This window comes from Streptomyces sp. NBC_01314, from assembly GCF_041435215.1.
Lineage (GTDB): Bacteria > Actinomycetota > Actinomycetes > Streptomycetales > Streptomycetaceae > Streptomyces.
In genome coordinates, this window is record NZ_CP108394.1 from 8,343,941 (window position 1) to 8,366,811 (window position 22,871).

Genomic DNA, 22,871 nt, shown 5'->3' on the forward strand with positions numbered 1-22,871 from the left:
CCACAGCTGAACACGGACGAAGGGTGACCACCCCAGGGGCGGTCACCCTTCACGTGCGCCCGAAAATCGAACGGACGCGGCTCGTCCAGCGGTCGACCCCCGTCGAGTGGTCGCGGCTCGTCGAGCGGTCGCCGATCACGGCCGCGCTTCCTTTGGTGACGGCTACCCGGCACATCGCAGTCACGGCTATCCGGCTGTGCGGGGAGCCGGGCCCCGCACACGCCCGTCCGCACGACACACGCGTGTACGCGCGTCTGCCCCCGCCGGGCGAAACCGGCGGGGGCAGACGGACGCGGAGCCGCTAGTTGTTCTGGCTCGGCGAGGGGCGTCGCCAGGGCAGCCGTAGCGTCGGGATGCGGGACAGCAGCTCGTCCGTGGTCCGCGCCCAGCGGGCGGAGAGAGCCCAGGCCACCCGGATGGTCGAACGCGGCAGCAGCAGTGCCCGGAGCTTCGTCCGGCGGCCGGCGTGCGCCCGGAGGCCGCTGCCGACCTGGTGCGCGTCCCGGGCGAGGCCCGCCGGGACCTGCGGACGCGGAGCGAAGAGGACCTGCTCCACCGCCGCCGCCACCCGGTGCACCGCGTCCGCGGCCGACGGTTCGAGTTCCCCGAGCCGCACGATCCGCGCGGCGGCCTTGCGGGGCGTCTGCGACTCGTCCGGCGCGATCCCGTAGTCCCACGCCGTGTCGGTGACCTCCTGCCAGGCGGCCAGCGCATGAGCCGCGGCTGCCTCCGTTCGGCCGTACCCGGTGGCTCTGTCCGGTGGCGCCAGGAAGCCCTCCGGGCCGCCCGCCTCCTCGGCCACCTCCCGCGCGGCAGCGGGCCCAGGGGCCCCCTTCGGCACCGCACCGTCATGCGCGCCCAGCCGTACGGACCGAACCCGCAGCCGCCACAGCATCGGCAGCAACGGGATCGCCAGCACCAGGAGCGCCCCCGGAAGGATCAGCAGGGTCCAGGGCGAGAAGAACAGCAGACCCCAGAACGAGCGGTCCTCGTCGTCCGAACCCGCCACGGCCGCCGCGGACTCGCTCGCGCAGGCCTCCAGCTTCACCTCCTGCGGAGTGCAGCTCGCGTTCGCCGACGGCTCGGCCGACGGCGCCGTGGAAGCCGACTGCGAGGGCCGGGGCACCTCGGGCAGGCCGTCCGTGCCGGAGTCCTCCGGCACCGTGTACTGAGGAGTCGAGCCCCGGTTGGGGGTCGGCTCGAAACGGGTCCAGCCCACACCCTCGAAGTACAGCTCCGGCCAGGCGTGCGCGTCCCGCAGCCCCACCGACATCGTGCCGTCCGTCTGCGGGGCGCCTGGGGTGAAGCCCACGGCGACCCGGGCCGGTATACCCAGCGTGCGGGCCATCGACGCCATCGCGAACGAGAAGTGGACGCAGAAGCCCTCCTTCTCCTGGAGGAACCGGGCTATCGCACGCGCGCCCGTGCCGGACCGCACCTCGGTGTCGTACGTGAACTCGCCGCTGAACGCGAACCAGTCCTGCAGCTTCACCGCCCGCTCGTAGTTGTTCGTCGCGCCCTTGGTGACCTCCAGTGCGGTCCGCGCCACCACCGACGGCAGCGAGGCCGGCACCTTGGTGTACTCCCGCCGCAGGGACGGCGGCGGCTCCGGCGCCGACGCCAGCTGCTCCGAGGTGGGCTGCACGATCAGGCTCTCGACCTTGTACTGGGCACCCTTGGTGTCCTGGCCGTGGTCACCGACGAGAGTGCGCCCCACGGGCTCGTACCGCCAGTCGCCGTCGATGTCCACGCTGGTGACCGGGTACGGCATCGGCAGCCAGTTCTGCTCGTAGTCCTTGGCCGCGACGATCCGGGTCTCGATCGAGGTCCGCTTGACGTCGGGGGCGAGGCCGACCGGGGTGCCGAACCCGTCCGGCACCCCCGTGATGGAGCGCTCGGTCGGCGTCCAGGAGGTGCCGTCGAACTTGTCCAGGGAGACGATCCGCAGGTACATCTCCTGCAGGTTGTCCGTGTTGGTGCGGTAGGACAGCACCTGGCGGTCCTCGTCCACGTTCAGGCTGCCGCTCAACGCCACCACGGGGTTCACCGCGGCGATCGTGCCGCCGCCACCGGAGCCTGCGCCGATGCCGGCGCCCGTGCCGTCCAGAAGCCCCCCGTCGAGGGAGGGCAGTCCGAGGGGCACCACCAGGGCGATGCCCAGCGCCACCGCGCCGATGCGCCGCCCGGTGCGCACCGGGGCCACGGCGCCGCCCGCGGACTCCGTGCGCGGTCCGTGGGACGCTCCGCCGAAGACCCTGCCCCACTGCGAGAGCCGGTCGCGGCTCTCGGTCAGGAGCAGCAGCAGATAGCCGGCGGAGGCCAGCACGAACCACAGCCACGCGGCGCCGTCGGAGAGCCCCGCGGCGACCGAGTACAGCGCGAGCAGCGGCAGACCGGCCGGGGCCGCGCTGCGGAACGTCACCGCGAGCGCGTCGACCAGGAGGCCTATCACCATCACCCCGCCGATGATCATCAGCTGGATGCCGTCACTCAGCGGCGCCGGGATCGCGTACCGCCCGACGTCGTCGGCGCCCGTCTGCAGCAGCGTCGCGAAGTGCTGGAACGCCTCCGGGCCGGGGACGATCCCGGCCACCGCCTGCTCCCGGGCGAAGACCAGCGTCAGCATCATCAGCGTGACCAGCGCCTGAGCGGCCACCGTCAGCGGCCGGGCCAGTGGGACCCGCCTGGTGAGCGCTCCCACGCCGGTCTGCACACCCAGCATGAGGGCCGCCTGGAAGATCCAGGTCGCCGGGTCGACCAGCGGCAGCAGTGCGCACGCCGCCATGATCGTGGCGGCCCAGGCGCACAGCGCCAGCCTTGCCCGCCCGCTCACGACCGTCCCTCCATGCCGCTCCCGGACAGCACACCGGTGCGCTGTTGGTCCGCCTGCCGCCACAGGTCCGTCAGCGAGGCGCCGCGCGGCACGGTCACAGCCGTCCAGCCCGTCTCGTGCAGCAGACGCAGCGACTCCTCGCTCGCACTCCCGGCACCCGGCACCTCACCCGGTTCGGTCGTCCACGCCTCGCTGTCCAGCAGGAAGGCGACCGCCCCGCCGCTGCGCTGACGCATCTTGCCGATCACCGTCGCCTGCTCCTCGTCGAGGTCGCCGAGAAAGGCGACCAGCAGCCCTTCGTTGCCGCCGCGCAGCACGTCGTACGCGGGGGAGAGGCCCGCGCCGTCGGAGTGGTCGATCACCGCGAGGGTGTCCATCATCAGCCCCGCCGCATCCGCGGACTCCTGGCTGGCGCCCGCGAACCCGTCCGCACCGTCGCCGGGCACCGAACTGCCGGTGTCCGTCAACAGCCGTACGGAGAAGCCTCGTTCAAGCATGTGGACCAGCATGGAGGCGGCGCCGGAGACGGCCCACTCGAAGGCCGAGTCCGGGCCCGCGCCGAGATATGCCTCGGCCCGGGTGTCCAACAGCACCGTGCAGCGGGCGCGCTGCGGCTGCTCCTCGCGGCGCACCATCAACTCGCCGTAGCGCGCGGTCGAGCGCCAGTGCACCCGGCGCAGGTCGTCGCCGTGCCGGTACCCGCGCGGGATCACGTCGTCCTCGCCGGCCAGCGCCAGCGAGCGCTGCCGACCGTCGCCGTATCCCTTCGCCTCCCCGCTCAGCCGCACCGGCGGCAGCGCGTCCACGCGTGGGATGACCGTCAGCGTGTCGTACGTCGCGAAGGACCGGGTCAGCTCGCACATGCCGAACGGGTCGGTCAGACGCAGTTGGAGCGGGCCCAGCGGATAGCGGCCGCGCAGATCGGAGCGGACGCGGTAGGACACCTCGCGGCGGCCGCCCGCCTCCACCCGGTCCAGCACGAACCTCGGGCGCGGACCGAGCACGTACGGCACCCGGTCCTGGAGCATCAGCAGCCCGGTGGGCAGCCGCGAGACGTTGTCCATCCGCAGATGGACGCGGGCCTCGCTGCCGGCCGGCACCCGCGCGGGGGAGAGCCGACGGCTGCCCGCGACCCGGTAGCGGGTGCGGTACAGCACGGTCGTGCAGACCAGCGGCAGCACGGCCAGCAGCAGGCCCACCCGCAGCAGATCGCTCTGCCCGAGGACGTACGCGCATATCGCGGCCGCTATGCCGGCGGCCAGGAAGGAGCGCCCTCGTGTGGTGAGGCCGGTGAGGGCCGTGCGCAGCCCGCCCTTGTCCTGCTCCGGGGCGGGCGCCGGCCCGCCGGTGGTCATCCAAGCCTCCGCGGCGGCTGCTGCGGATACGCGGGCGTGGCGTGGACCGAGCCGAAGCCGCTCTGCACCTGGGGCGCCTGCGGTACGGGCGTGCGCTGGAGGATCTCCTGCACCACCTGCTCCGGCGTACGGCGGTTGAGCTGGGCCTGGGCGGTGGGCAGCAGCCGGTGCGCGAGGATGGCCACGGCGAGCGACTGGATGTCGTCCGGCAGGGCGTACTCCCGGCCGCTCAGGGCGGCGGTCGCCCTCGCGGCGCGCAGCAGATGCAGCGTGGCACGCGGAGAGGCGCCGAGTCTCAGGTCCGGGTGACTGCGGGTGGCGCCGACCAGATCCACCGCGTACCGCCGGACTGTTTCCGCGACGTGCACATTGCGGACGGTCTCGATCAGCTTCATGATCTCGTGCGCGTGCGCCACCGGCTGCATGTCCTCCAGCGGCGAGGCCCCGCCGTGGACGTCGAGCATCCGCAGCTCGGCCTCCGGGCTGGGGTAGCCGACGGAGACACGGGCCATGAAGCGGTCCCGCTGCGCCTCCGGCAGTGGGTAGGTGCCCTCCATTTCCACCGGGTTCTGCGTGGCCACCACCATGAAGGGGCTCGGCAGCTCGTACGTCGTGCCGTCGATCGTGACCTGGCGCTCCTCCAGGGACTCCAGGAGCGCGGACTGCGTCTTCGGCGAGGCTCGGTTGATCTCGTCGCCGATCACGATCTGAGAGAAGATCGCGCCCGGCTTGAACTCGAACTCCTTACGCTGCTGATCCCAGATGGACACACCAGTGATGTCCGAGGGCAGCAGGTCCGGCGTGAACTGGATACGCCGTACCGAGCAGTCGATGGACCGCGCCAGCGCCTTGGCCAGCATGGTCTTGCCGACGCCGGGCACATCTTCGATCAGAAGATGCCCCTCGGCGAGCAGCACTGTCAGCGAAAGCCGTACGACCTCAGGCTTGCCCTCGATCACTCCTTCGACCGAACTGCGGACTCGCTCCACAGTGCTGGTCAGATCAGTGAGGCTCGCTCGATCGTCATAGGTCGTCACCCGGCCCTCCTCGGCCCGTTCTTTCTCCGGGCCGTCGCTCTGCGATGCGGACCGGCCCACCCCGAAACACGGACACCACGCGTGAACTGCTCAGCGTGACGTCACATCCGCATTCTTGCTGCCGTTACCAATCCGTGTCACTCGCCTGTGGATAACGGTCCACGATATATCCGTTTTGCTGCCTTTTAGGAGTCGAGATGCCAGCAGATTGACAGGAAACCGGGGCTGTGGAGGACCGTCCTCGGGCGGTAGGAGGACGGTCCCGAAGGCCCGGTTCGACGGGGCTCAGGCCGGGTCGATCTCCCGCAGCAGGCCCGTCCTGACGTCGAAGACGAAGCCGCGCACGTCGTCCGAGTGCAGCAGGAACGGGTTCGTGCGCACCCGCTGCATGGACTGCCTCACGTCCTGGTCCACGTCCCGGAAGGACTCCACCGCCCAGGCCGGGCGCTGGCCGACCTCCGCCTCCAGCTCGGTGCGGAAGTCCTCGGTGAGGGACTCCAGGCCGCAGCCGGTGTGGTGGATGAGGACGATGCTGCGGGTGCCGAGCTTGCGCTGGCTGATGGTGAGGGAGCGGATCACGTCGTCGGTCACCACGCCGCCCGCGTTGCGGATGGTGTGGCAGTCGCCCAGCTCCAGGCCGAGCGCGTCGTGCAGGTCGAGGCGGGCGTCCATGCAGGCCACGACCGCGACGCGGAGGACGGGGCGGGCATCCATTCCGGGGTCGGCGAACGCGGCCGCGTACTGCTGGTTCGCCTCGACGAGGCGATCGGTGACCGTGCCGTCGGATATGGCGCCTTCGGGGCCTGTGGGAACTGCTGCGGAGGTCGTCATAGCCAAGACGGTACTGGTCACGCCCGTTGGGAGCGCCTTGTGAGAGAGGACAAAGAACGTCATTGACGTTTGTTGTGAGGTAACCCACAGGAGTGGCCGGATCGCAGTCGTGCGGGTGATTTCTCCGGATTCGCGGGTTCGCGCGGGGCCGGTGTCGCGACGCGCAGGCCGGTTGATTGACCGGGATAGGCCGTGGACTAGAGTGACGCGGAGCGGGGGCGAGGCCCCCTGTTGGACTGAAATTCCCAGGAGAACCGGTGACAGCCCGGCGTCTCCCCGCGTGCGCGGCGCGTACGTGCGGCTCGCGCCGGACCTGAGAGGGCCCCTTGAGCAACAGCCGCCACGTCCCCGTCATGCTCCAGCGGTGCCTGGACATGCTGGCCCCGGCACTCACGGAGCCCGGCGCGGTGGTGGTCGACTGCACACTCGGCCTCGGCGGCCACAGCGAGGCCCTCCTCACCCAATTCCCCGAGGCGCGGCTCGTCGCCCTCGACCGGGACAAGGAGGCCCTGCGCCTCTCCGGTGAACGGCTCGCCCCCTTCGGTGAGCGCGCCACCCTCGTGCACGCCGTCTACGACGAACTCCCCGACGTGCTCGTCCGCCTGGGCCTCCCGCGCGTCCAGGGCGTCCTGTTCGACCTCGGTGTCTCCTCCATGCAGCTCGACGAGGCGGACCGGGGCTTCGCGTACTCCCAGGACGCCCCCCTCGACATGCGGATGGACCAGACGACCGGCATCAGCGCGGCCGAGGTCCTCAACACCTACGCGCCGGGCGAACTCGTCCGGATCCTCCGGGCGTACGGCGAGGAGAAGCAGGCCAAGCGGATCGTCTCCGCGGTCGTGCGCGAGCGCGACAAGGAGCCCTTCACCGACAGTGCCCGCCTCGTCGAACTGATCCGCGACTCCCTGCCGCAGGCGGCCAAGCGCACCGGAGGCAACCCCGCCAAGCGCACCTTCCAGGCGCTGCGCATCGAGGTCAACGGCGAACTCACCGTCCTGGAGCGGGCGATCCCCGCCGCCGTGAAGGCTCTCGCGGTCGGCGGCCGGATCGCCGTCCTGTCCTACCACTCGCTGGAGGACCGCCTCGTCAAGCAGGTGTTCGCGGCGGGCGCCGCCACCACCGCGCCCCCCGGACTGCCCGTGGTCCCCGAGCGCTACCAGCCGAGGCTCAAGCTCCTCACCCGTGGTGCCGAACTTCCCACCGAGGAAGAGGTCGCCGAGAACCGGCGCGCGGCCCCCGCGCGCCTGCGCGGAGCGGAACGCGTGCGGGAGAACCTCGAATGAGGCGTAAGGCGGCCGCACACGGTGCGTGAGAGGTGACGGTGAGTGAGTCCGAAAAGCGAACTCGCGGGGACGGTGGTTGAGTCCGGAAACCGGACTCACAGGGAGGGCGTGTGAACAGGAAACCCGAACTGAGGGGCCGGGCCGCCCGTCTCGCGCGGCTCCTGCCGGTGCGGGCCAAGGGAGCCGCACGCACCCCGTTCGTCCTTCTCGTCGTGCTGTTGCTGGGCGGCGGCCTCATCGGCCTCCTCGTGCTGAACTCCGCGCTCAGTGAAGGGTCGTTCAAGCTCGACGACCTCCAGGACGACGTGAAGAGCTACACCGACGAGGAACAGGCGCTCCAACGGGACGTGGACGCCTACTCCGCGCCCGACGCGCTTCAGCGCCGCGCCCGCGAGCTGGGCATGGTCCCAGGGGGCGACCCGGCTTTCCTGAACCCCGACGGCACGGTCAAGGGCGTACCGAGCGCCGCCCAGCAGTCCGTGGCCCGTATGCCGCTGGTCCTCGCGCCCGAGGTCCTCGACCCCGGCCCGCCCGCGAGCCCCACGCCCACCCCCACCCCTACATCCACGCCCCCGTCCAGGCCCTCGGCCACTGTGACGCCGTCCCAGCCGCCTCCGCCGTCCCAGCCGCCTCAGCCGTCCCGGCCGTCGCCGGAGACGCCGCAGACGCCGGAGCCCGCGGGCACCCCCACGCCCACCCCCCCACCCACCAGCCCGTTCGTACAGTCCACCCAGCTCCCGACGACCCCCGGCAGGTGACGGAAGTGGCCGATTCAGGCAGGCAGCCCCCCCGCCGCCGCGTACCCGGACCCGCCCGGCCCGTGCGTCCGGGCGGCCAGCAGCGCCGGCCGGGCCCCGGTTCCCGCCCCGCCGCGCAGCGCCGCCCGGCCTCGCCCCGGCCGCCGGCCGCCCGCACCATCCGCCTGGGCAGCCCGCGCCCGCGACTGCGCATGGTGAGCCTCGCGCTGACCCTGGTGATGATCGCCTTCGTCGTACGGCTGCTGCAGGTGCAGGCCGTCGACGCGAGCGAGTACGCGGCCAAAGCCGACCGGAACCGGTACGTCGGCCGGGTGCTGGCCGCCGAGCGGGGCGGGATCACCGACCGCAACGGCGTCGCCCTGGCGATCAGCACCGACGCCAACGACATCACGGCCGACCCGACGATGTTCACGCGCGAGCAGCTGAGGATCGACGACGGACCCGAGCAGGCGGCCGCGCTCCTCGCGCCGATCCTCGGCGCGGACCAGGAGACGCTCACCGAGAGGCTGCGCACCAAGAACACGCGCTATGTGCTCCTCGCCCGCCGCCAGACCCCCCAGGTCTGGAACCAGATCAGGGACCTGAAGTCCGCGCTCGTCCAGCGGGCCGAGGACGAGAAGGGCACGGTCAACGTCCTGGCCGGCGTCTTCCAGGAGCCCAGCAGCAAGCGCGTGTATCCCAACGGCGACCTCGCCGCCGGGATACTGGGCTGGGTCAACGCCGAGGGCAAGGGCGGCGGCGGCATCGAGCAGCAGTTGAACAACCGTTTGGCAGGCAAGGACGGCAAGATCCGCTACGCCCAGTCCGGCGGCCGTCTCGTGCCCACCGCGGGTTCCACCGAGACGCCCGCCGTGGCCGGCTCCGACGTCGAGCTGACCATCGACCGCGACATCCAGTGGGCCGCGCAGAACGCCATCACCGAGCAGGTGAAGAAGTCCAAGGCCGACCGCGGCTACGTGATCGTGCAGGACACCCGCACCGGCGAGGTCCTCGCCATGGCAAACTCGCCCAGCTTCGACCCGAACGACCTCACGAAGGCCGACCCGGACGCGCTGGGCAACGCGGCCCTCCAGGACGCCTACGAGCCCGGCTCCACCGCCAAGGTCATGTCGATGGCCGCGGTGCTGGAGGAGAACGTCGCGACGCCGGGTACGCACGTCACCGTGCCCAACCGGCTGCACCGCGGCGACCGGCTCTTCAAGGACGACATCGACCACCAGACCTGGTACCTGACGCTCAACGGCGTGCTCGCCAAGTCCAGCAACATCGGCACCATCCTCGCCACCGGCGAACTGGGCAGGAACCAACGCGAGTCCAACAGGATCCTCCACTCGTACCTGCGCAAGTTCGGCATCGGCGGCTACAGCGGCCTCGACTTCCCCGGCGAGACCAAGGGCATCCTCGCCGCGCCCGACGACTGGTCGACCTCGCAGCAGTACACGATTCCCTTCGGTCAGGGTGTGTCGATGAACGCCATGCAGGCGGCCTCCGTCTACTCGACGATCGCCAACGGCGGCGTACGCGTCGAACCGACCCTCGTACGAGGCACGAAGGGGCCGGACGGCCGCTTCACCCCCGCTCCGAAGCCCGAGAAGAGCCGGGTCGTGAGCGAGAAGACGGCGAAGAGCCTCGCCCGGATGCTGGAGTCCGTCGTGGACGACGAGGAGGGCACGGGCACCAGGGCGCGCATCCCCGGCTACCGGGTCGCGGGCAAGACGGGTACGGCCAACCGTGTGGATCCGGCCACCGGCAGATACCGCGGCTACACCTCGTCGTTCGCCGGGTTCGCGCCCGCCGACAACCCGAGGATCACCGTCTACTGCGCGATCCAGAACGCCACCAAGGGCAACTACTTCGGCGGCCAGATCTGTGGCCCCATCTACAAGGAGGTCATGGAGTTCGCCCTGAAGACCCTCCAGGTTCCGCCCACCGGGGCGAAGCCCGCGAACCTGCCCGTCGCCTTCACACCCTGAACCGCCTCCTGACCACATCCTGATCCACCCGCCGATCAGCGCGACCAGCCAGGAACCGACTCGTGACCATGATCACTCCCGACCCCGGGAACCGCGGGGCGCAGCCCCGCTCGCACAATCCCTCGCCCACCCGTCCCGCCTCACCGCCCTTGCCGGACCGCGCTCCGCGCGGGCTCGCCTTTGGCTCCGGCGGGGGTGTGCCCGGTACGCTCACCGCCGTGCCACACGCTGATCAGTCCCAAACCACCCAGAAGGACGTTCCCGTGACATATCCGGGACCGCCCAGGCCGATCCAGGTCTCCGCCACACCCCTCGCGGAGCTCGCCGGCCAGGTGGGTGCCGAGCAGCCGGGGAGCGCCGCGGAGGTCACGGGCATCACCCATGACTCGCGGTCCGTCCGTCCCGGCGACGTGTACGCCGCCCTGCCCGGTGCCCGGCTGCACGGCGCCGACTTCGTGGACCAGGCGGTCGGCCTCGGCGCCGTCGCCGTGCTCACCGACCCGAGCGGCGCCGAGCGCGTCGCCGCCACCGGGCTCCCCGCGCTCGTCGTGGAGAACCCGCGCGCGCGGATGGGCGGGCTGGCGGCCACGATCTACGGTCACCCGGGCCGCGACCTGCTCCAGATCGGCATCACCGGCACCTCCGGTAAGACCACCACCGCGTACCTCGTCGAGGGCGGTCTGCGGACCGTGCGCTCCACGGGTCTCATCGGCACGGTCGAGACGCGCATCGGCGACGAGCGCATCAAGTCCGAGCGGACCACCCCCGAGGCCACCGACCTCCAGGCCCTGTTCGCGGTCATGCGTGAACGCGGTGTCGACTCGGTCGTCATGGAGGTGTCCAGCCACGCGCTGGTCCTCGGCCGGGTCGACGGCTGCGTCTTCGACGTGGCGGTCTTCAACAACCTCAGCCCGGAGCACATGGAGTTCCACTCCGGCATGGAGGACTACTTCCGGGCCAAGGCACAGCTCTTCACACCGGAACGCAGCAGGCTCGGCGTCGTCAACCTCGACGACGAGTACGGCCGCCGGCTCGTCGACGAAGCCACCGTCCCAATCGTCACCTTCTCCGCCGAGGGGCACCCGGACGCCGACTGGCGCGCAGAGGACGTCCAGGTCGGGCCGATGGACTCGACGTTCACGGTGGTCGGGCCCAAGGGCGAGCGGATCACCGCCCGGGCGCCGCTGCCGGGCTCCTTCAACGTCGCCAACACCCTGGCGGCCGTCGCCGCGCTGGCCGTCGCCGGGATCGACCCGCAGACCGCTGCCGACGGCATCGCCGCCGTACCGGGTGTGCCGGGCCGGCTGGAGCGCGTGGACGCCGGGCAGCCGTATCTCGCGGTCGTCGACTACGCCCACAAGACGGACGCCGTCGAGTCGGTCCTCAAGGCGCTGCGCAAGGTCACCGAGGGCAGCCTGCACGTCGTGCTCGGCTGCGGCGGCGACCGGGACAGGACCAAACGCGCGCCGATGGGCGCCGCCATGGCCCGGCTCTCCGACACCGCCGTACTGACCTCCGACAACCCCCGCTCCGAGGACCCCCTGGCGATCCTCGCGACCATGCTCGAAGGCGCGGCGTCCGTGCCGGCGCACGAGCGCGGCGACGTCCTCCTCTTCGAGGACCGGGCCGCCGCGATCACCGCGGCGGTGGCCCGCGCACAGCCGGGCGACACCGTGCTGGTCGCGGGCAAGGGCCACGAGCAGGGCCAGGACATCGCCGGCGTGGTACGTCCCTTCGACGACCGCCAGGTGCTTCGCGAAGCTATCCAGCAGACCCAGGGATGAACTTGTGATCGCCCTCTCCCTCGCCGAGATCGCAGAAGTCGTCGGCGGGCAGACGCACGACATACCGGATCCGTCGGCGCAGGTCACCGGACCGGTCGTCCGGGACTCCCGTGAAGTGGAGCCCGGCAGCCTCTTCGTCGCCTTCGTGGGCGAGCGCGTGGACGGGCACGACTACGCGGCCGCGGTCGTCGAGGCGGGTGCGGCAGCTGTGCTGGCGTCCCGTCCCGTCGGCGTGCCCGCGATCGTCGTGACCGACGTCCAGGCCGCGCTCGGCGCCCTCGCCCGGCACGTCGTCCAGAAGCTCGGTGCCACCCTCGTGGCCCTCACCGGCTCCGCGGGCAAGACCAGCACCAAGGACCTCATCGCACAGGTACTCCGGCGCAAGGCGCCGACGGTGTTCACGCCCGGCTCCCTCAACAACGAGATCGGGCTGCCCCTCACCGCGCTCAGCGCCACGGAGGAGACCCGTTTCCTGGTGCTGGAGATGGGCGCCCGGGGCGTCGGCCACATCCGCTACCTCACCGGCCTGACCCCGCCGAGGATCGGCCTCGTGCTGAACGTCGGCACCGCCCACATCGGCGAGTTCGGCGGCCGTGAGCAGATCGCGCAGGCCAAGGGCGAGCTGGTGGAGGCCCTGCCGTCCGCGGAGGAGGGCGGCGCCGCGATCCTCAACGCCGACGACCCCCTCGTCCGGGCCATGGCGTCCCGTACGAAGGCCCGGGTGATCTTCTTCGGAGAGTCCGGCGAAGCGGACGTACGCGCCGAGAACGTGACGCTCACGGACGCCGGACAGCCCGTGTTCAGGCTTCACACACCCTCCGGTGCAAGCGATGTGACCATGCGCCTGTACGGTGAGCACCACGTGTCGAACGCGCTCGCCGCGGCCGCCGTCGCCCATGAGCTGGGCATGTCCGCAGACGAGATCGCCACCGCGCTCTCCGAGGCGGGCTCCCTCTCCCGCTGGCGCATGGAGGTCACCGAGCGCCCGGACGGCGTGACGGTCGTCAACGACGCCTACAACGCGAACCCCGAGTCCATGCGAGCCGCTCTGCGCGCGCTCGCGGCGATGGGCAAGGCCGCACAGGCACATGGGGGACGTACGTGGGCGGTGCTCGGCAAGATGGCCGAGCTCGGGGACGAATCGCTCGCCGAGCACGACGCGGTCGGACGGCTCGCCGTCCGGCTCAATGTCGGCAAGCTCGTCGCGGTCGGGGGCAGGGAAGCGTCCTGGCTGCAACTGGGCGCATATAACGAGGGTTCGTGGGGTGAGGAGTCGGTGCACGTGTCCGACGCACAGGCGGCGGTCGACCTGTTGCGCAGTCAGTTGCGCCCGGGAGACGTCGTACTCGTGAAGGCGTCCCGGTCGGTCGGGCTCGAGAGCGTGGCGCAGGCGCTGCTCGACAGCGGCAACGAGGGTGAGGTTGCCGCCCGATGATGAAGCAGATCCTGTTCGCAGGAGTCATTGGTCTCTTTCTGACCCTGGTCGGCACCCCGCTGCTGATCAAGCTGCTGGCTCGCAAGGGCTACGGCCAGTACATCCGCGACGACGGCCCGCGCACGCACGGCAGCAAGCGCGGTACGCCGACGATGGGTGGTATCGCCTTCATCCTGGCGACGATCGTCGCGTACTTCCTCGCCAAGGTGATCACGGGCCAGCCGCCGACCTTCTCCGGTCTGCTGGTGCTCGGCCTGATGGGCGGCATGGGCCTCGTCGGCTTCCTCGACGACTACATCAAGATCGTCAAGCGCCGTTCGCTCGGTCTGCGGGCCAAGGCCAAGATGGCCGGCCAGCTGATCGTCGGCATCAGTTTCGCGGTCCTCGCGCTGCAGTTCCCGGACGTCCGCGACCAGACCCCGGCCTCCACCAAGATCTCCTTCGTGCAGGACTTCGGCTGGACCATCGGCCCGGTGCTGTTCGTCATCTGGGCGTTGTTCATGATCCTCGCCATGTCGAACGGCGTGAACCTGACCGACGGTCTGGACGGCCTCGCCACCGGCGCCTCCGTGCTCGTCTTCGGCGCGTACACCTTCATCGGCGTCTGGCAGTTCCAGGAGTCCTGCGCCAACACGCTGACCCTGACCAACCCGGGCGCCTGTTACGAGGTACGAGATCCACTCGACCTGGCGATCGTGGCCTCCGCGCTGATGGGCGCCTGCCTCGGCTTCCTGTGGTGGAACACCTCGCCGGCCAAGATCTTCATGGGTGACACCGGTTCGCTGGCCCTGGGCGGCGCGCTCGCGGGTCTCGCGATCTGCTCCCGCACCGAGCTGCTGCTCGCGCTCCTCGGCGGTCTGTTCGTCCTCATCACGATGTCGGTCGTCATCCAGGTCGGCTCGTTCAAGCTCACCGGCAAGCGCGTCTTCCGCATGGCCCCGCTCCAGCACCACTTCGAGCTCAAGGGGTGGTCCGAGGTCCTTGTCGTGGTCCGCTTCTGGATCATCCAGGGCATCTGCGTGATCGTCGGACTGGGCCTCTTCTACGCGGGATGGGCGGCCGACAAGTGACCGACTGGCAGGGCAGGCGTGTCACCGTCGCCGGGCTCGGTGTCTCCGGCATCCCGGCGGCCAAGGTCCTGCGCGGCCTCGGCGCCACCGTCACGGTCGTCAACGACGGCGAGGACGAGCGCGCCCGGGCGCAGGCGGCGGACCTGGAGGCGCTCGGCATCACCGTGCGCCTCGGCGACGGCGCAACCCTGCCGGAGGGCACCGAACTCGTCGTCACGACCCCCGGCTGGAAACCCGATAAACCGCTCTTCGCGGCGGCCCGTGCGGCCGGTCTGGAGATCTGGGGCGACGTCGAGCTGGCGTGGCGGCTGCGGGGACCGGACGCAGCCCCCTGGCTGGCCGTCACGGGCACCAACGGCAAGACCACGACCGTCCAGATGCTCGCCTCGATCCTGACGGCGGCGGGCCTGCGCACGGCCGCCGTCGGCAACATCGGGGTCTCGCTGCTGGACGTCGTCCTGGGCGACGAGCAGTACGACGTGCTGGCCGTCGAGTTGTCGAGCTACCAGCTCCACTGGGCGCCCTCCCTGCGCGCCCACTCCGCCGCCGTCCTCAACCTCGCCCCCGACCACCTCGACTGGCACGGCTCCATGGAGGCTTACGCCGCCGACAAGGGCCGCATCTACGAGGGCAATCGGGTCGCGTGTGTCTACAACGTGGCCGACAAGGCCACCGAGGACCTGGTGCGCGAGGCGGACGTCGAGGAGGGCTGCCGGGCCGTCGGGTTCACGCTCGGCACACCGGGGCCGTCCCAACTCGGCGTGGTGGACGGCATCCTGGTCGACCGCGCCTTCGTCGACAACCGGCAGAAGAACGCCCAGGAACTCGCCGAGGTCTCGGACGTGAACCCGCCGGCCCCGCACAACATCGCCAACGCCCTCGCGGCGGCGGCCCTCGCCCGGGCCTTCGGGGTGCCCGCCGCGGCCGTACGGGACGGGCTGAGGGCCTTCACGCCGGACGCGCACCGCATCGCGCACGTGGCCGACGTGGACGGCGTCGCGTACATCGACGACTCCAAGGCCACCAACACGCACGCCGCGCAGGCCTCGTTGGCGGCGTACGAGTCGATCGTGTGGATCGCGGGCGGACTCGCCAAGGGTGCCACCTTCGACGAACTCGTCGCCGGTGCGGCCGGGCGGCTACGGGGCGTCGTGCTGATCGGAGCGGATCGCGAGCTGATCCGGGAAGCGCTCACGCGACACGCGCCCGAAGTGCCGGTCGTCGACCTCGACCGGACCGACACTGGGGCGATGCTCGCCGCCGTCCGCGAGGCGCGGACGCTGGCGCGGGCGGGTGACACGGTGCTCCTGGCGCCGGCCTGCGCGTCGATGGACATGTTCGTCAACTACAACAAGCGTGGGGACGCGTTCGCGGAGGCTGTGCGCGAACTCTCCTCCGCGGACGGCTGACCCGGCCCGGCTTCGCCTGGCGGCGCCGGGTGAAACTGGGAGGGACGCGTGACACGGATGTGGTCGGTCGGCGGCGAAGGCGCCCCCGATGCCGAGTAGCCGTACGAGCCGTGCGCCCCTCCAGCGCGTCACACGACGGCCGCCGCTCTCGCGACCGCCGCGGGAGAACCCCGTGCGGCGGTTCCTCACCCGGGCACGCAAGGCGTGGGACCGGCCGCTGACCGCGTACTACCTGATCCTCGGCGGCAGTCTGCTGATCACCGTGCTGGGTCTGGTGATGGTCTACTCGGCCTCCCAGATCACGGCGTTGCAGAAGTCGCTGCCGGGGACCTTCTTCTTCCGCAAGCAGTTCCTCGCGGCCACGATCGGCACCACGCTGCTGCTCGTGGCCTCGCGGATGCCGGTCAAGCTGCACCGGGCGCTGGCCTACCCGCTGCTGGCCGGCTGTGTGTTCCTGATGGCCCTGGTTCAGGTGCCCGGAATAGGGCAGTCGATCAACGGCAACCAGAACTGGATCGCCATCGGCGGCTCCTTCCAGATCCAGCCCAGCGAGTTCGGCAAGCTGGCGCTCGTGCTGTGGGGCGCCGACCTGATGGCCCGCAAGGAGGACAAGCATCTGCTGACCCAGTGGAAGCACATGCTGGTGCCGCTCGTTCCGGTGGCGTTCATGCTCCTCGGGCTGATCATGCTCGGCGGCGACATGGGAACCGCGATCATTCTCACGGCGATCCTGTTCGGCCTGCTGTGGCTGGCGGGGGCGCCGACGCGGCTTTTCGTGGGCGTGCTGTCCATCGCCGGGTTCATCGGGTTCGTCCTCATCAGGACCAGCGAGAACCGCATGGCCCGCCTGGCCTGCATCGGAGCCACCGAACCCCGTACGGACGGGGCCGACTGCTGGCAGGCCGTGCACGGCATCTACGCCCTTGCCTCGGGCGGAATCTTCGGCTCCGGGCTCGGTGCCAGTGTGGAAAAATGGGGCCAACTCCCGGAAGCGCACACCGACTTCATCTTCGCCGTCACCGGTGAGGAACTGGGCCTCGCGGGGACGCTGTCGGTGCTCGCCCTCTTCGCGGCTCTAGGCTATGCGGGTATCCGCGTGGCCGGACGCACGGAGGAACCCTTCGTCAGGTATGCCGCGGGAGGCGTGACCACCTGGATCACCGCTCAGGCAGTGATCAATATCGGTGCGGTGCTCGGTCTGCTGCCGATCGCCGGAGTCCCGCTCCCGCTGTTCTCCTACGGAGGTTCCGCCCTGCTGCCGACCATGTTCGCCATCGGGTTGTTGATCGCGTTCGCGCGCGACGAGCCCGCCGCACGGGCGGCGCTCGCCATGCGGCAACCCCGCTTTGGTAGAAAGCGTGGCGGCGGCCCTTCGGGGCCCGGGAGATGGAACACGATGCGACGGCGTGCCTTGGCACGTTCGTCCGGAGAGCGGTGAATTTCGGTGCATGTCGTACTCGCCGGTGGCGGAACCGCCGGTCACATCGAGCCCGCGCTCGCGCTCGCGGACGCCCTGCGCAGGCAGGATCCGACCGTGGGCATCACGGCCCTGGGCACGGAGCGCGGCCTCGAGACGCGCCTCGTCCCCGAGCGCGGCTACGAACTCGCGCTGATCCCCGCCGTACCCCTGCCACGCAAGCCCACCCCCGAGCTGATCACCGTGCCCGGCCGGCTGCGCGGCACGATCAAGGCGACCGAGCAGATCCTGGAGCGCACCAAGGCGGACGCCGTCGTCGGCTTCGGCGGCTACGTCGCCCTGCCCGGCTACCTCGCCGCCAAGCGCCTCGGCGTGCCGATCATCGTCCACGAGGCCAACGCGCGCCCCGGTCTCGCCAACAAGATCGGCTCCCGGTACGCGGCCCAGGTCGCCGTCTCCACCCCGGACAGCAAGCTCCGTGACGCCCGCTACATCGGCATCCCGCTGCGCCGTGCCATCGCCACCCTCGACCGGGCCGCCGCCCGCCCCGAGGCGCGCGCACTGTTCGGCCTCGACCCCAATCTGCCGACTCTGCTGGTCTCCGGCGGCTCCCAGGGCGCCCGCCGCCTCAACGAGGTCGTCCAGCAGGTCGCGCCCTACCTCCAGCAGGCCGGGATCCAGATCCTGCACGCGGTCGGCCCGAAGAACGAACTGCCGCAGGTGCATCAGATGCCGGGAATGCCTCCGTACATCCCGGTACCGTACGTGGACCGGATGGACCTCGCGTACGCCGCGGCCGACATGATGCTCTGCCGCGCGGGCGCGATGACCGTCGCCGAACTCTCCGCCGTCGGGCTCCCGGCCGCCTATGTCCCGCTGCCCATCGGCAACGGCGAACAGCGGCTGAACGCCCAGCCGGTGGTCAAGGCCGGTGGCGGACTGCTGGTCGACGACGCGGAACTGACGCCCCAGTGGGTGCAGCAGAACGTCCTGCCCGTCCTCGCCGACCCGCACCGGCTGTACGAGATGTCCCGCGCGGCCAGTGAGTTCGGCCGCCGGGACGCCGACGACCTGCTCGTCGGGATGGTGTACGAGGCGATCGCAGCCAAGCGTGGACGCCGCTAGGGAACTGATCGGCGAGTGAGGCGCCCCGGCGGTGAACCGAGCCAGGAGAGGGAGTGGGCGTGGCCGGACCGACCACCGCCGAACGTGGCGCAGACGAGGATCTGGACCCCGGCCCGCCGCCGCGGCGACGGCTCCCCGACCCCCGGGGGCTGATCGCCGCCGCGGTCGCCCTGGTGCTGGTCGGCGGAGCCTCGGTCTGGGCCCTGTACGGCTCCTCCTGGCTGCGGGCCACGCGGGTGTCCGTGTCGGGTACCCGCGTACTGACCGAGGCCCAGGTGCGCGAGGCCGCCGGTGTGCCGCTGGATGATCCGCTGATTTCCGTCGACCTCGACGGGATCGAGTCACGACTGCTCGATGAACTGCCCCGAATCGACTCGGTCGAGGTCGTTCGATCCTGGCCCCACGAAATCGGGCTGAAAGTGAGCGAACGTACTCCGGTCCTGGTTGTCGAAGCGGCCGGAAATTCGGGCAAGTACGTCGAAGTGGACGCGAAAGGTGTGCGTTTTGCCACGGTTTCGCACGCCCCGGAAGGCGTACCCGTACTCGAATTGGCGGTGTCCCGGTCGGGTTCGTCGGCCGCCGGTCCGCGGCGATTCGGCGAGGACCGGCTCGTACGGGAGGCCGTGCGGGTGGCCGACGCCGTTCCGGCCGCGCTCGCGCACGACACCCTGGTCGTCAAGGTCCGTTCCTACGACTCCATCTCGTTGGGGTTGACCGGAGCCCGTACGGTCGCGTGGGGCAGTGCGGAGAAGGGGCGCGCGAAGGCCCGCGCGCTCACCGCTCTGATGAAAGCCGCCCCGGACGCGGGGCACTTCGACGTGAGCGTTCCCACCGCGCCCGCGTCAGCAGGGAGTTGACGCACATCTGCGCAGGCCAGCACCCTGGTTGGGCACGGCTATGGCTGATCACATAGGGTGAAAAGAAAAACGGGAGGTTCGGCGTGTTCGTTGAACGTGCGCCACTTGTCGACTTAGTGTCCTGTTCGGAAGAGTCCAAAGAACAGTCACACTGGTAACCCTAAACTTCAGCGTTAGGGTTCGGGTCGGCGTTCGGACCGTCCCACTTCGGCATCAGTCGGCGCTTCGCGGGTACCTCGCGAGGCGGCGACACGTAACTCGAGGCGAGAGGCCTTCGACGTGGCAGCACCGCAGAACTACCTCGCAGTCATCAAAGTCATCGGTGTCGGCGGCGGTGGTGTCAATGCCATCAACCGGATGATCGAGGTCGGTCTCAAGGGCGTCGAGTTCATCGCCATCAACACCGACGCGCAAGCTCTGTTGATGAGCGACGCCGACGTCAAGCTCGACGTCGGCCGTGAACTCACCCGCGGACTCGGCGCCGGCGCCAACCCGGCCGTCGGCCGCAAGGCGGCCGAGGACCACCGCGAGGAGATCGAGGAGGTCCTCAAGGGGGCCGACATGGTCTTCGTGACGGCCGGCGAGGGCGGCGGCACCGGCACCGGCGGCGCGCCCGTCGTGGCCAACATCGCCCGCTCGCTGGGCGCCCTCACCATCGGCGTGGTCACCCGCCCCTTCACCTTCGAGGGCCGCCGCCGCGCCAACCAGGCCGAGGACGGCATCGCCGAGCTCCGCGAGGAGGTCGACACCCTCATCGTCATCCCGAACGACCGACTGCTGTCCATCTCGGACCGCCAGGTCTCCGTTCTGGACGCGTTCAAGTCGGCCGACCAGGTCCTGCTCTCCGGTGTGCAGGGCATCACCGACCTCATCACCACGCCCGGTCTGATCAACCTCGACTTCGCCGACGTCAAGTCCGTGATGTCCGAGGCCGGTTCGGCCCTCATGGGCATCGGCTCGGCCCGCGGCGACGACCGCGCGGTGGCCGCCGCCGAGATGGCGATCTCCTCGCCGCTCCTGGAGGCGTCCATCGACGGCGCCCGGGGCGTGCTGCTCTCCATCTCCGGTGGCTCCGACCTCGGTCTGTTCGAGATCAACGAGGCGGCGCAGCTGGTCAGCGAGGCCGCGCACCCCGAGGCCAACATCATCTTCGGAGCGGTCATCGACGACGCGCTCGGCGACGAGGTCCGGGTCACGGTCATCGCGGCCGGCTTCGACGGCGGCCAGCCCCCGCCCAAGCGGGACAACATCCTCGGCTCGGCCGCGGCCAAGCGCGAGGAGCCGGCGCCGGTGCGCCCCGCCGAGACCCGCCCGTCCTTCGGCTCGCTCGGCAGCGTCAAGCCGAAGGAGGAGCCGGCACCCGCCCCGGAGCCGGTGAACGAGGTTCAGGTCGCCCCGCCCGTCCCGCCGTCCCGGTCCTACTCGGACAGTGCGGCGGAGGAGCTGGACGTGCCGGACTTCCTCAAGTGATAGGACAGCGCGAGAACGTGAGCGGCGCGCACTTCGCCTTCACCGACAGGTGGGGCGGGGTGAGCGCCGCTCCGTATGAGGAGCTCAACCTCGGCGGCGCGGTCGGGGACGACGCCGGCGCCGTGACGACGAACCGGGAGCTGGCGGCCAAGTCGCTGGGTCTGGAACCGGACCGGGTCGTCTGGATGAACCAGGTGCACGGCGCGGACGTGGCCGTGGTCGACGCACCGTGGGGCTCGGACGACATCCCGTCCGTCGACGCGATCGCCACCACTCGGCGCGGTCTCGCGCTCGCCGTCCTCACCGCCGACTGCGTACCCGTTCTGCTGGCCGACCCCGTCGCCGGGGTCGCGGCCGCCGCCCACGCGGGCCGGCCCGGCATGGTCGCCGGGGTCGTCCCCGCCGCCGTACGGGCCATGACCGAGCTCGGCGCCGACCCTGCCCGGATCGTCGCCCGCACGGGCCCCGCCGTCTGCGGCCGGTGTTACGAAGTACCCGAGGCGATGCGCGCCGAGGTGGCCACCGTCGAGCCGGCGGCGTACGCCGAGACCAGTTGGGGCACCCCCTCGGTCGATGTGTGCGCCGGAGTGCACACACAGCTGGAGCGCCTCGGTGTGCGCGACCGGGAGCAGTCGCCGGTGTGCACGCTGGAGTCGCGTGACCACTTCTCGTACCGCCGCGACCGCGCCACAGGGCGACTCGCGGGATATGTCTGGCTGGACTGATGGGCATGACGGACCGTAGGGCACAACTCGCCGGAAACCTGGCGAAGGTGGAGGGTCGCATCGCGGCGGCCTGCGCGGCCGCGGGGCGTAAGCGGGACGAGGTCACCCTGGTCGTGGTGACCAAGACCTACCCGGCCGACGATGTGCGGATCCTGTCGGAACTCGGTGTGCGTCATGTCGCCGAGAACAAGGACCAGGACGCGGCGCCCAAGGCTGCCGAATGCTCCGATCTGTCCCTTGTATGGCACTTCGTGGGGCAGTTGCAGACCAACAAAGTCCGTTCTGTGGTGCGTTATGCGGATCTCGTGCAGTCCGTCGATCGTTCCAGGCTTGTCACGACTCTGTCGAAAGAGGCCGTTCGGGTCGGGCGTGAGGTGGGATGTCTCATCCAGGTCGCGCTCGACGCCGACGCGGGCGGCCGGGGAGAGCGAGGAGGTGTGGGGCCGGACGGAATCGAAGAGTTGGCCGACCTCCTTGCGGGGGCGCCGGGGCTGCGGGTCGATGGTCTGATGACCGTCGCGCCGCTCACCGGGGCGTACGCCGGACGGCAACGGGCCGCGTTCGAGCGGTTGATGGATTTGTCGACCGACCTGCGCCGAGCCCATCCGGCTGCGAACATGGTCTCCGCAGGGATGAGTGCGGACCTAGAGGAGGCCGTGGCTGCCGGAGCGACACATGTACGCGTCGGCACTGCGGTACTCGGAGTCCGTCCCAGGCTCGGGTAACGTCGCCAAGAAGTCGGACCACAGCAGAAAATATGGTCATTCCGTCGAGAGGCGGGCGCAACGACCTCGTGGATCACGGGCACTTGGGAAGTCGTCAGTCGATCCACCACAGAGCGGAGGACTCAGAGCATGGCCGGCGCGATGCGCAAGATGGCGGTCTACCTCGGCCTCGTGGAGGACGATGGGTACGACGGCAGGGGATTCGACCCCGATGACGATTTCGAGCCCGAGCTCGACCCGGAACCCGAGCGGGACCACCGGCGGCATGAGCCGGTACATCAGTCGCACCAGCCACATCAGTCCCAAAGGGACGAATCGGTGCGAGTGGTGCAGCCCCCGATGCAACGCGAACCGGTGTCGCACGCCACTTCGCTTCCCGCGGAATCGGTGCGACCCGCCCGGATCGCGCCCGTGGCATCCATCACACAAGAACGTTCGAGTCTGGAGAAGAACGCACCGGTGATCATGCCCAAGGTCGTGTCCGAGCGGGAGCCTTACCGGATCACCACGTTGCACCCGCGGACCTACAACGAGGCCCGTACCATCGGGGAACACTTCCGTGAGGGCACCCCGGTGATCATGAATCTGACTGAGATGGACGACACGGACGCGAAGCGACTTGTCGACTTTGCGGCCGGTTTGGTGTTTGGTCTTCACGGCAGCATCGAGCGGGTGACGCAGAAGGTGTTCCTGTTGTCGCCTGCTAACGTCGATGTCACGGCGGAGGACAAGGCCCGCATCGCAGAGGGCGGGTTCTTCAACCAGAGCTGAGACGCACGACCGG

Annotated in this window: 18 protein-coding genes; 14 read left to right on the forward strand and 4 right to left on the reverse strand. The window is 70.5% G+C overall.

The window, feature by feature from the left end:
• Window positions 1-301 precede the first annotated feature (301 nt).
• The 4 genes from OG622_RS36650 to OG622_RS36665 all read right to left on the reverse strand — a co-directional run bounded on the left by OG622_RS36650 (window position 302) and on the right by OG622_RS36665 (window position 6,056).
• A complete protein-coding gene (locus OG622_RS36650) occupies window positions 302-2,833 on the reverse strand; it encodes a DUF3488 and DUF4129 domain-containing transglutaminase family protein (protein WP_371580919.1) in 2,532 nt (843 codons plus the stop codon).
• Window positions 2,830-4,188 (reverse strand): DUF58 domain-containing protein, encoded by a 1,359-nt coding sequence (locus OG622_RS36655; RefSeq protein ID WP_371580920.1) that lies wholly within the window; start codon window positions 4,186-4,188, stop codon window positions 2,830-2,832. The genes OG622_RS36650 and OG622_RS36655 overlap by 4 nt, the downstream gene beginning before the upstream one ends.
• Window positions 4,185-5,225 carry an AAA family ATPase gene (locus tag OG622_RS36660; RefSeq protein ID WP_371580921.1) on the reverse strand — a complete coding sequence of 347 codons (1,041 nt, stop codon included), beginning with the start codon at window positions 5,223-5,225 and terminating at the stop codon, window positions 4,185-4,187. Before OG622_RS36660 ends, OG622_RS36655 begins: the two co-directional genes overlap by 4 nt.
• A 285-nt stretch (window positions 5,226-5,510) precedes the next feature.
• Window positions 5,511-6,056 (reverse strand): beta-class carbonic anhydrase, encoded by a 546-nt coding sequence (locus OG622_RS36665; protein WP_371580922.1) that lies wholly within the window; start codon window positions 6,054-6,056, stop codon window positions 5,511-5,513.
• 326 nt (window positions 6,057-6,382) lie between these two features.
• Between OG622_RS36665 and rsmH the strand changes: the two genes are divergently transcribed.
• The 14 genes from rsmH to OG622_RS36735 all read left to right on the forward strand — a co-directional run bounded on the left by rsmH (window position 6,383) and on the right by OG622_RS36735 (window position 22,858).
• Window positions 6,383-7,339, forward strand: coding sequence for a 16S rRNA (cytosine(1402)-N(4))-methyltransferase RsmH (rsmH, locus tag OG622_RS36670; protein ID WP_371580923.1), 957 nt, complete (start codon window positions 6,383-6,385; stop codon window positions 7,337-7,339).
• Window positions 7,340-7,449: 110 nt separating this feature from the next.
• Window positions 7,450-8,097, forward strand: coding sequence for a hypothetical protein (locus OG622_RS36675; RefSeq protein WP_371580924.1), 648 nt, complete (start codon window positions 7,450-7,452; stop codon window positions 8,095-8,097).
• Window positions 8,098-8,288: 191 nt separating this feature from the next.
• Window positions 8,289-10,070, forward strand: coding sequence for a peptidoglycan D,D-transpeptidase FtsI family protein (locus OG622_RS36680; RefSeq protein WP_371584337.1), 1,782 nt, complete (start codon window positions 8,289-8,291; stop codon window positions 10,068-10,070).
• Between the two features lie 62 nt (window positions 10,071-10,132).
• Window positions 10,133-11,854, forward strand: coding sequence for a UDP-N-acetylmuramoyl-L-alanyl-D-glutamate--2,6-diaminopimelate ligase (locus tag OG622_RS36685; protein WP_371580925.1), 1,722 nt, complete (start codon window positions 10,133-10,135; stop codon window positions 11,852-11,854).
• A gap of 4 nt (window positions 11,855-11,858) precedes the next feature.
• Complete coding sequence (gene murF, locus OG622_RS36690; RefSeq protein WP_371580926.1) at window positions 11,859-13,289, forward strand: UDP-N-acetylmuramoyl-tripeptide--D-alanyl-D-alanine ligase; 1,431 nt, start codon at window positions 11,859-11,861, stop codon at window positions 13,287-13,289.
• Window positions 13,286-14,359 carry a phospho-N-acetylmuramoyl-pentapeptide-transferase gene (mraY, locus tag OG622_RS36695; RefSeq protein WP_086750050.1) on the forward strand — a complete coding sequence of 358 codons (1,074 nt, stop codon included), beginning with the start codon at window positions 13,286-13,288 and terminating at the stop codon, window positions 14,357-14,359. The genes murF and mraY overlap by 4 nt, the downstream gene beginning before the upstream one ends.
• Window positions 14,341-15,768 (forward strand): UDP-N-acetylmuramoyl-L-alanine--D-glutamate ligase, encoded by a 1,428-nt coding sequence (gene murD, locus OG622_RS36700; protein ID WP_371580927.1) that lies wholly within the window; start codon window positions 14,341-14,343, stop codon window positions 15,766-15,768. The genes mraY and murD overlap by 19 nt, the downstream gene beginning before the upstream one ends.
• Window positions 15,769-15,856: 88 nt before the next feature.
• The gene (gene ftsW / locus OG622_RS36705; protein ID WP_371580928.1) at window positions 15,857-17,206 is read left to right on the forward strand and encodes a putative lipid II flippase FtsW; all 1,350 of its coding nucleotides are present in this window, start codon (window positions 15,857-15,859) and stop codon (window positions 17,204-17,206) included.
• A 6-nt stretch (window positions 17,207-17,212) separates the two neighbouring features.
• Window positions 17,213-18,310, forward strand: a complete 1,098-nt coding sequence (gene murG / locus OG622_RS36710; protein ID WP_371580929.1) for an undecaprenyldiphospho-muramoylpentapeptide beta-N-acetylglucosaminyltransferase — start codon at window positions 17,213-17,215, stop codon at window positions 18,308-18,310.
• Window positions 18,311-18,369: 59 nt separating this feature from the next.
• A complete protein-coding gene (locus tag OG622_RS36715) occupies window positions 18,370-19,167 on the forward strand; it encodes a cell division protein FtsQ/DivIB (RefSeq protein ID WP_371580930.1) in 798 nt (265 codons plus the stop codon).
• Between the two features lie 279 nt (window positions 19,168-19,446).
• Entirely contained in the window at window positions 19,447-20,637 is a 1,191-nt protein-coding gene (ftsZ, locus tag OG622_RS36720; protein WP_371580931.1) for a cell division protein FtsZ, read from the forward strand.
• Window positions 20,634-21,362 carry a peptidoglycan editing factor PgeF gene (gene pgeF / locus OG622_RS36725; RefSeq protein WP_371580932.1) on the forward strand — a complete coding sequence of 243 codons (729 nt, stop codon included), beginning with the start codon at window positions 20,634-20,636 and terminating at the stop codon, window positions 21,360-21,362. Before ftsZ ends, pgeF begins: the two co-directional genes overlap by 4 nt.
• A gap of 5 nt (window positions 21,363-21,367) precedes the next feature.
• Window positions 21,368-22,087: a YggS family pyridoxal phosphate-dependent enzyme gene (locus tag OG622_RS36730; protein ID WP_371580933.1), complete on the forward strand. Its 720-nt coding sequence runs from the start codon at window positions 21,368-21,370 to the stop codon at window positions 22,085-22,087.
• Between the two features lie 129 nt (window positions 22,088-22,216).
• Window positions 22,217-22,858, forward strand: coding sequence for a cell division protein SepF (locus OG622_RS36735; RefSeq protein WP_371580934.1), 642 nt, complete (start codon window positions 22,217-22,219; stop codon window positions 22,856-22,858).
• Window positions 22,859-22,871: the final 13 nt, after the last annotated feature.

Coding starts and splice junctions, on each gene's coding strand:
- OG622_RS36735 (WP_371580934.1), top strand. CDS start 22,217: ATGGCCGGCGCGATGCGCAAGATGGCGGTCTACCTCGGCCTCGTGGAG.
- murD (WP_371580927.1), top strand. CDS start 14,341: ATGGGCGGCCGACAAGTGACCGACTGGCAGGGCAGGCGTGTCACCGTC.
- ftsW (WP_371580928.1), top strand. CDS start 15,857: ATGCCGAGTAGCCGTACGAGCCGTGCGCCCCTCCAGCGCGTCACACGA.
- OG622_RS36680 (WP_371584337.1), top strand. CDS start 8,289: ATGGTGAGCCTCGCGCTGACCCTGGTGATGATCGCCTTCGTCGTACGG.
- OG622_RS36665 (WP_371580922.1), bottom strand. CDS start 6,056: ATGACGACCTCCGCAGCAGTTCCCACAGGCCCCGAAGGCGCCATATCC.
- mraY (WP_086750050.1), top strand. CDS start 13,286: ATGATGAAGCAGATCCTGTTCGCAGGAGTCATTGGTCTCTTTCTGACC.
- OG622_RS36655 (WP_371580920.1), bottom strand. CDS start 4,188: ATGACCACCGGCGGGCCGGCGCCCGCCCCGGAGCAGGACAAGGGCGGG.
- OG622_RS36730 (WP_371580933.1), top strand. CDS start 21,368: ATGACGGACCGTAGGGCACAACTCGCCGGAAACCTGGCGAAGGTGGAG.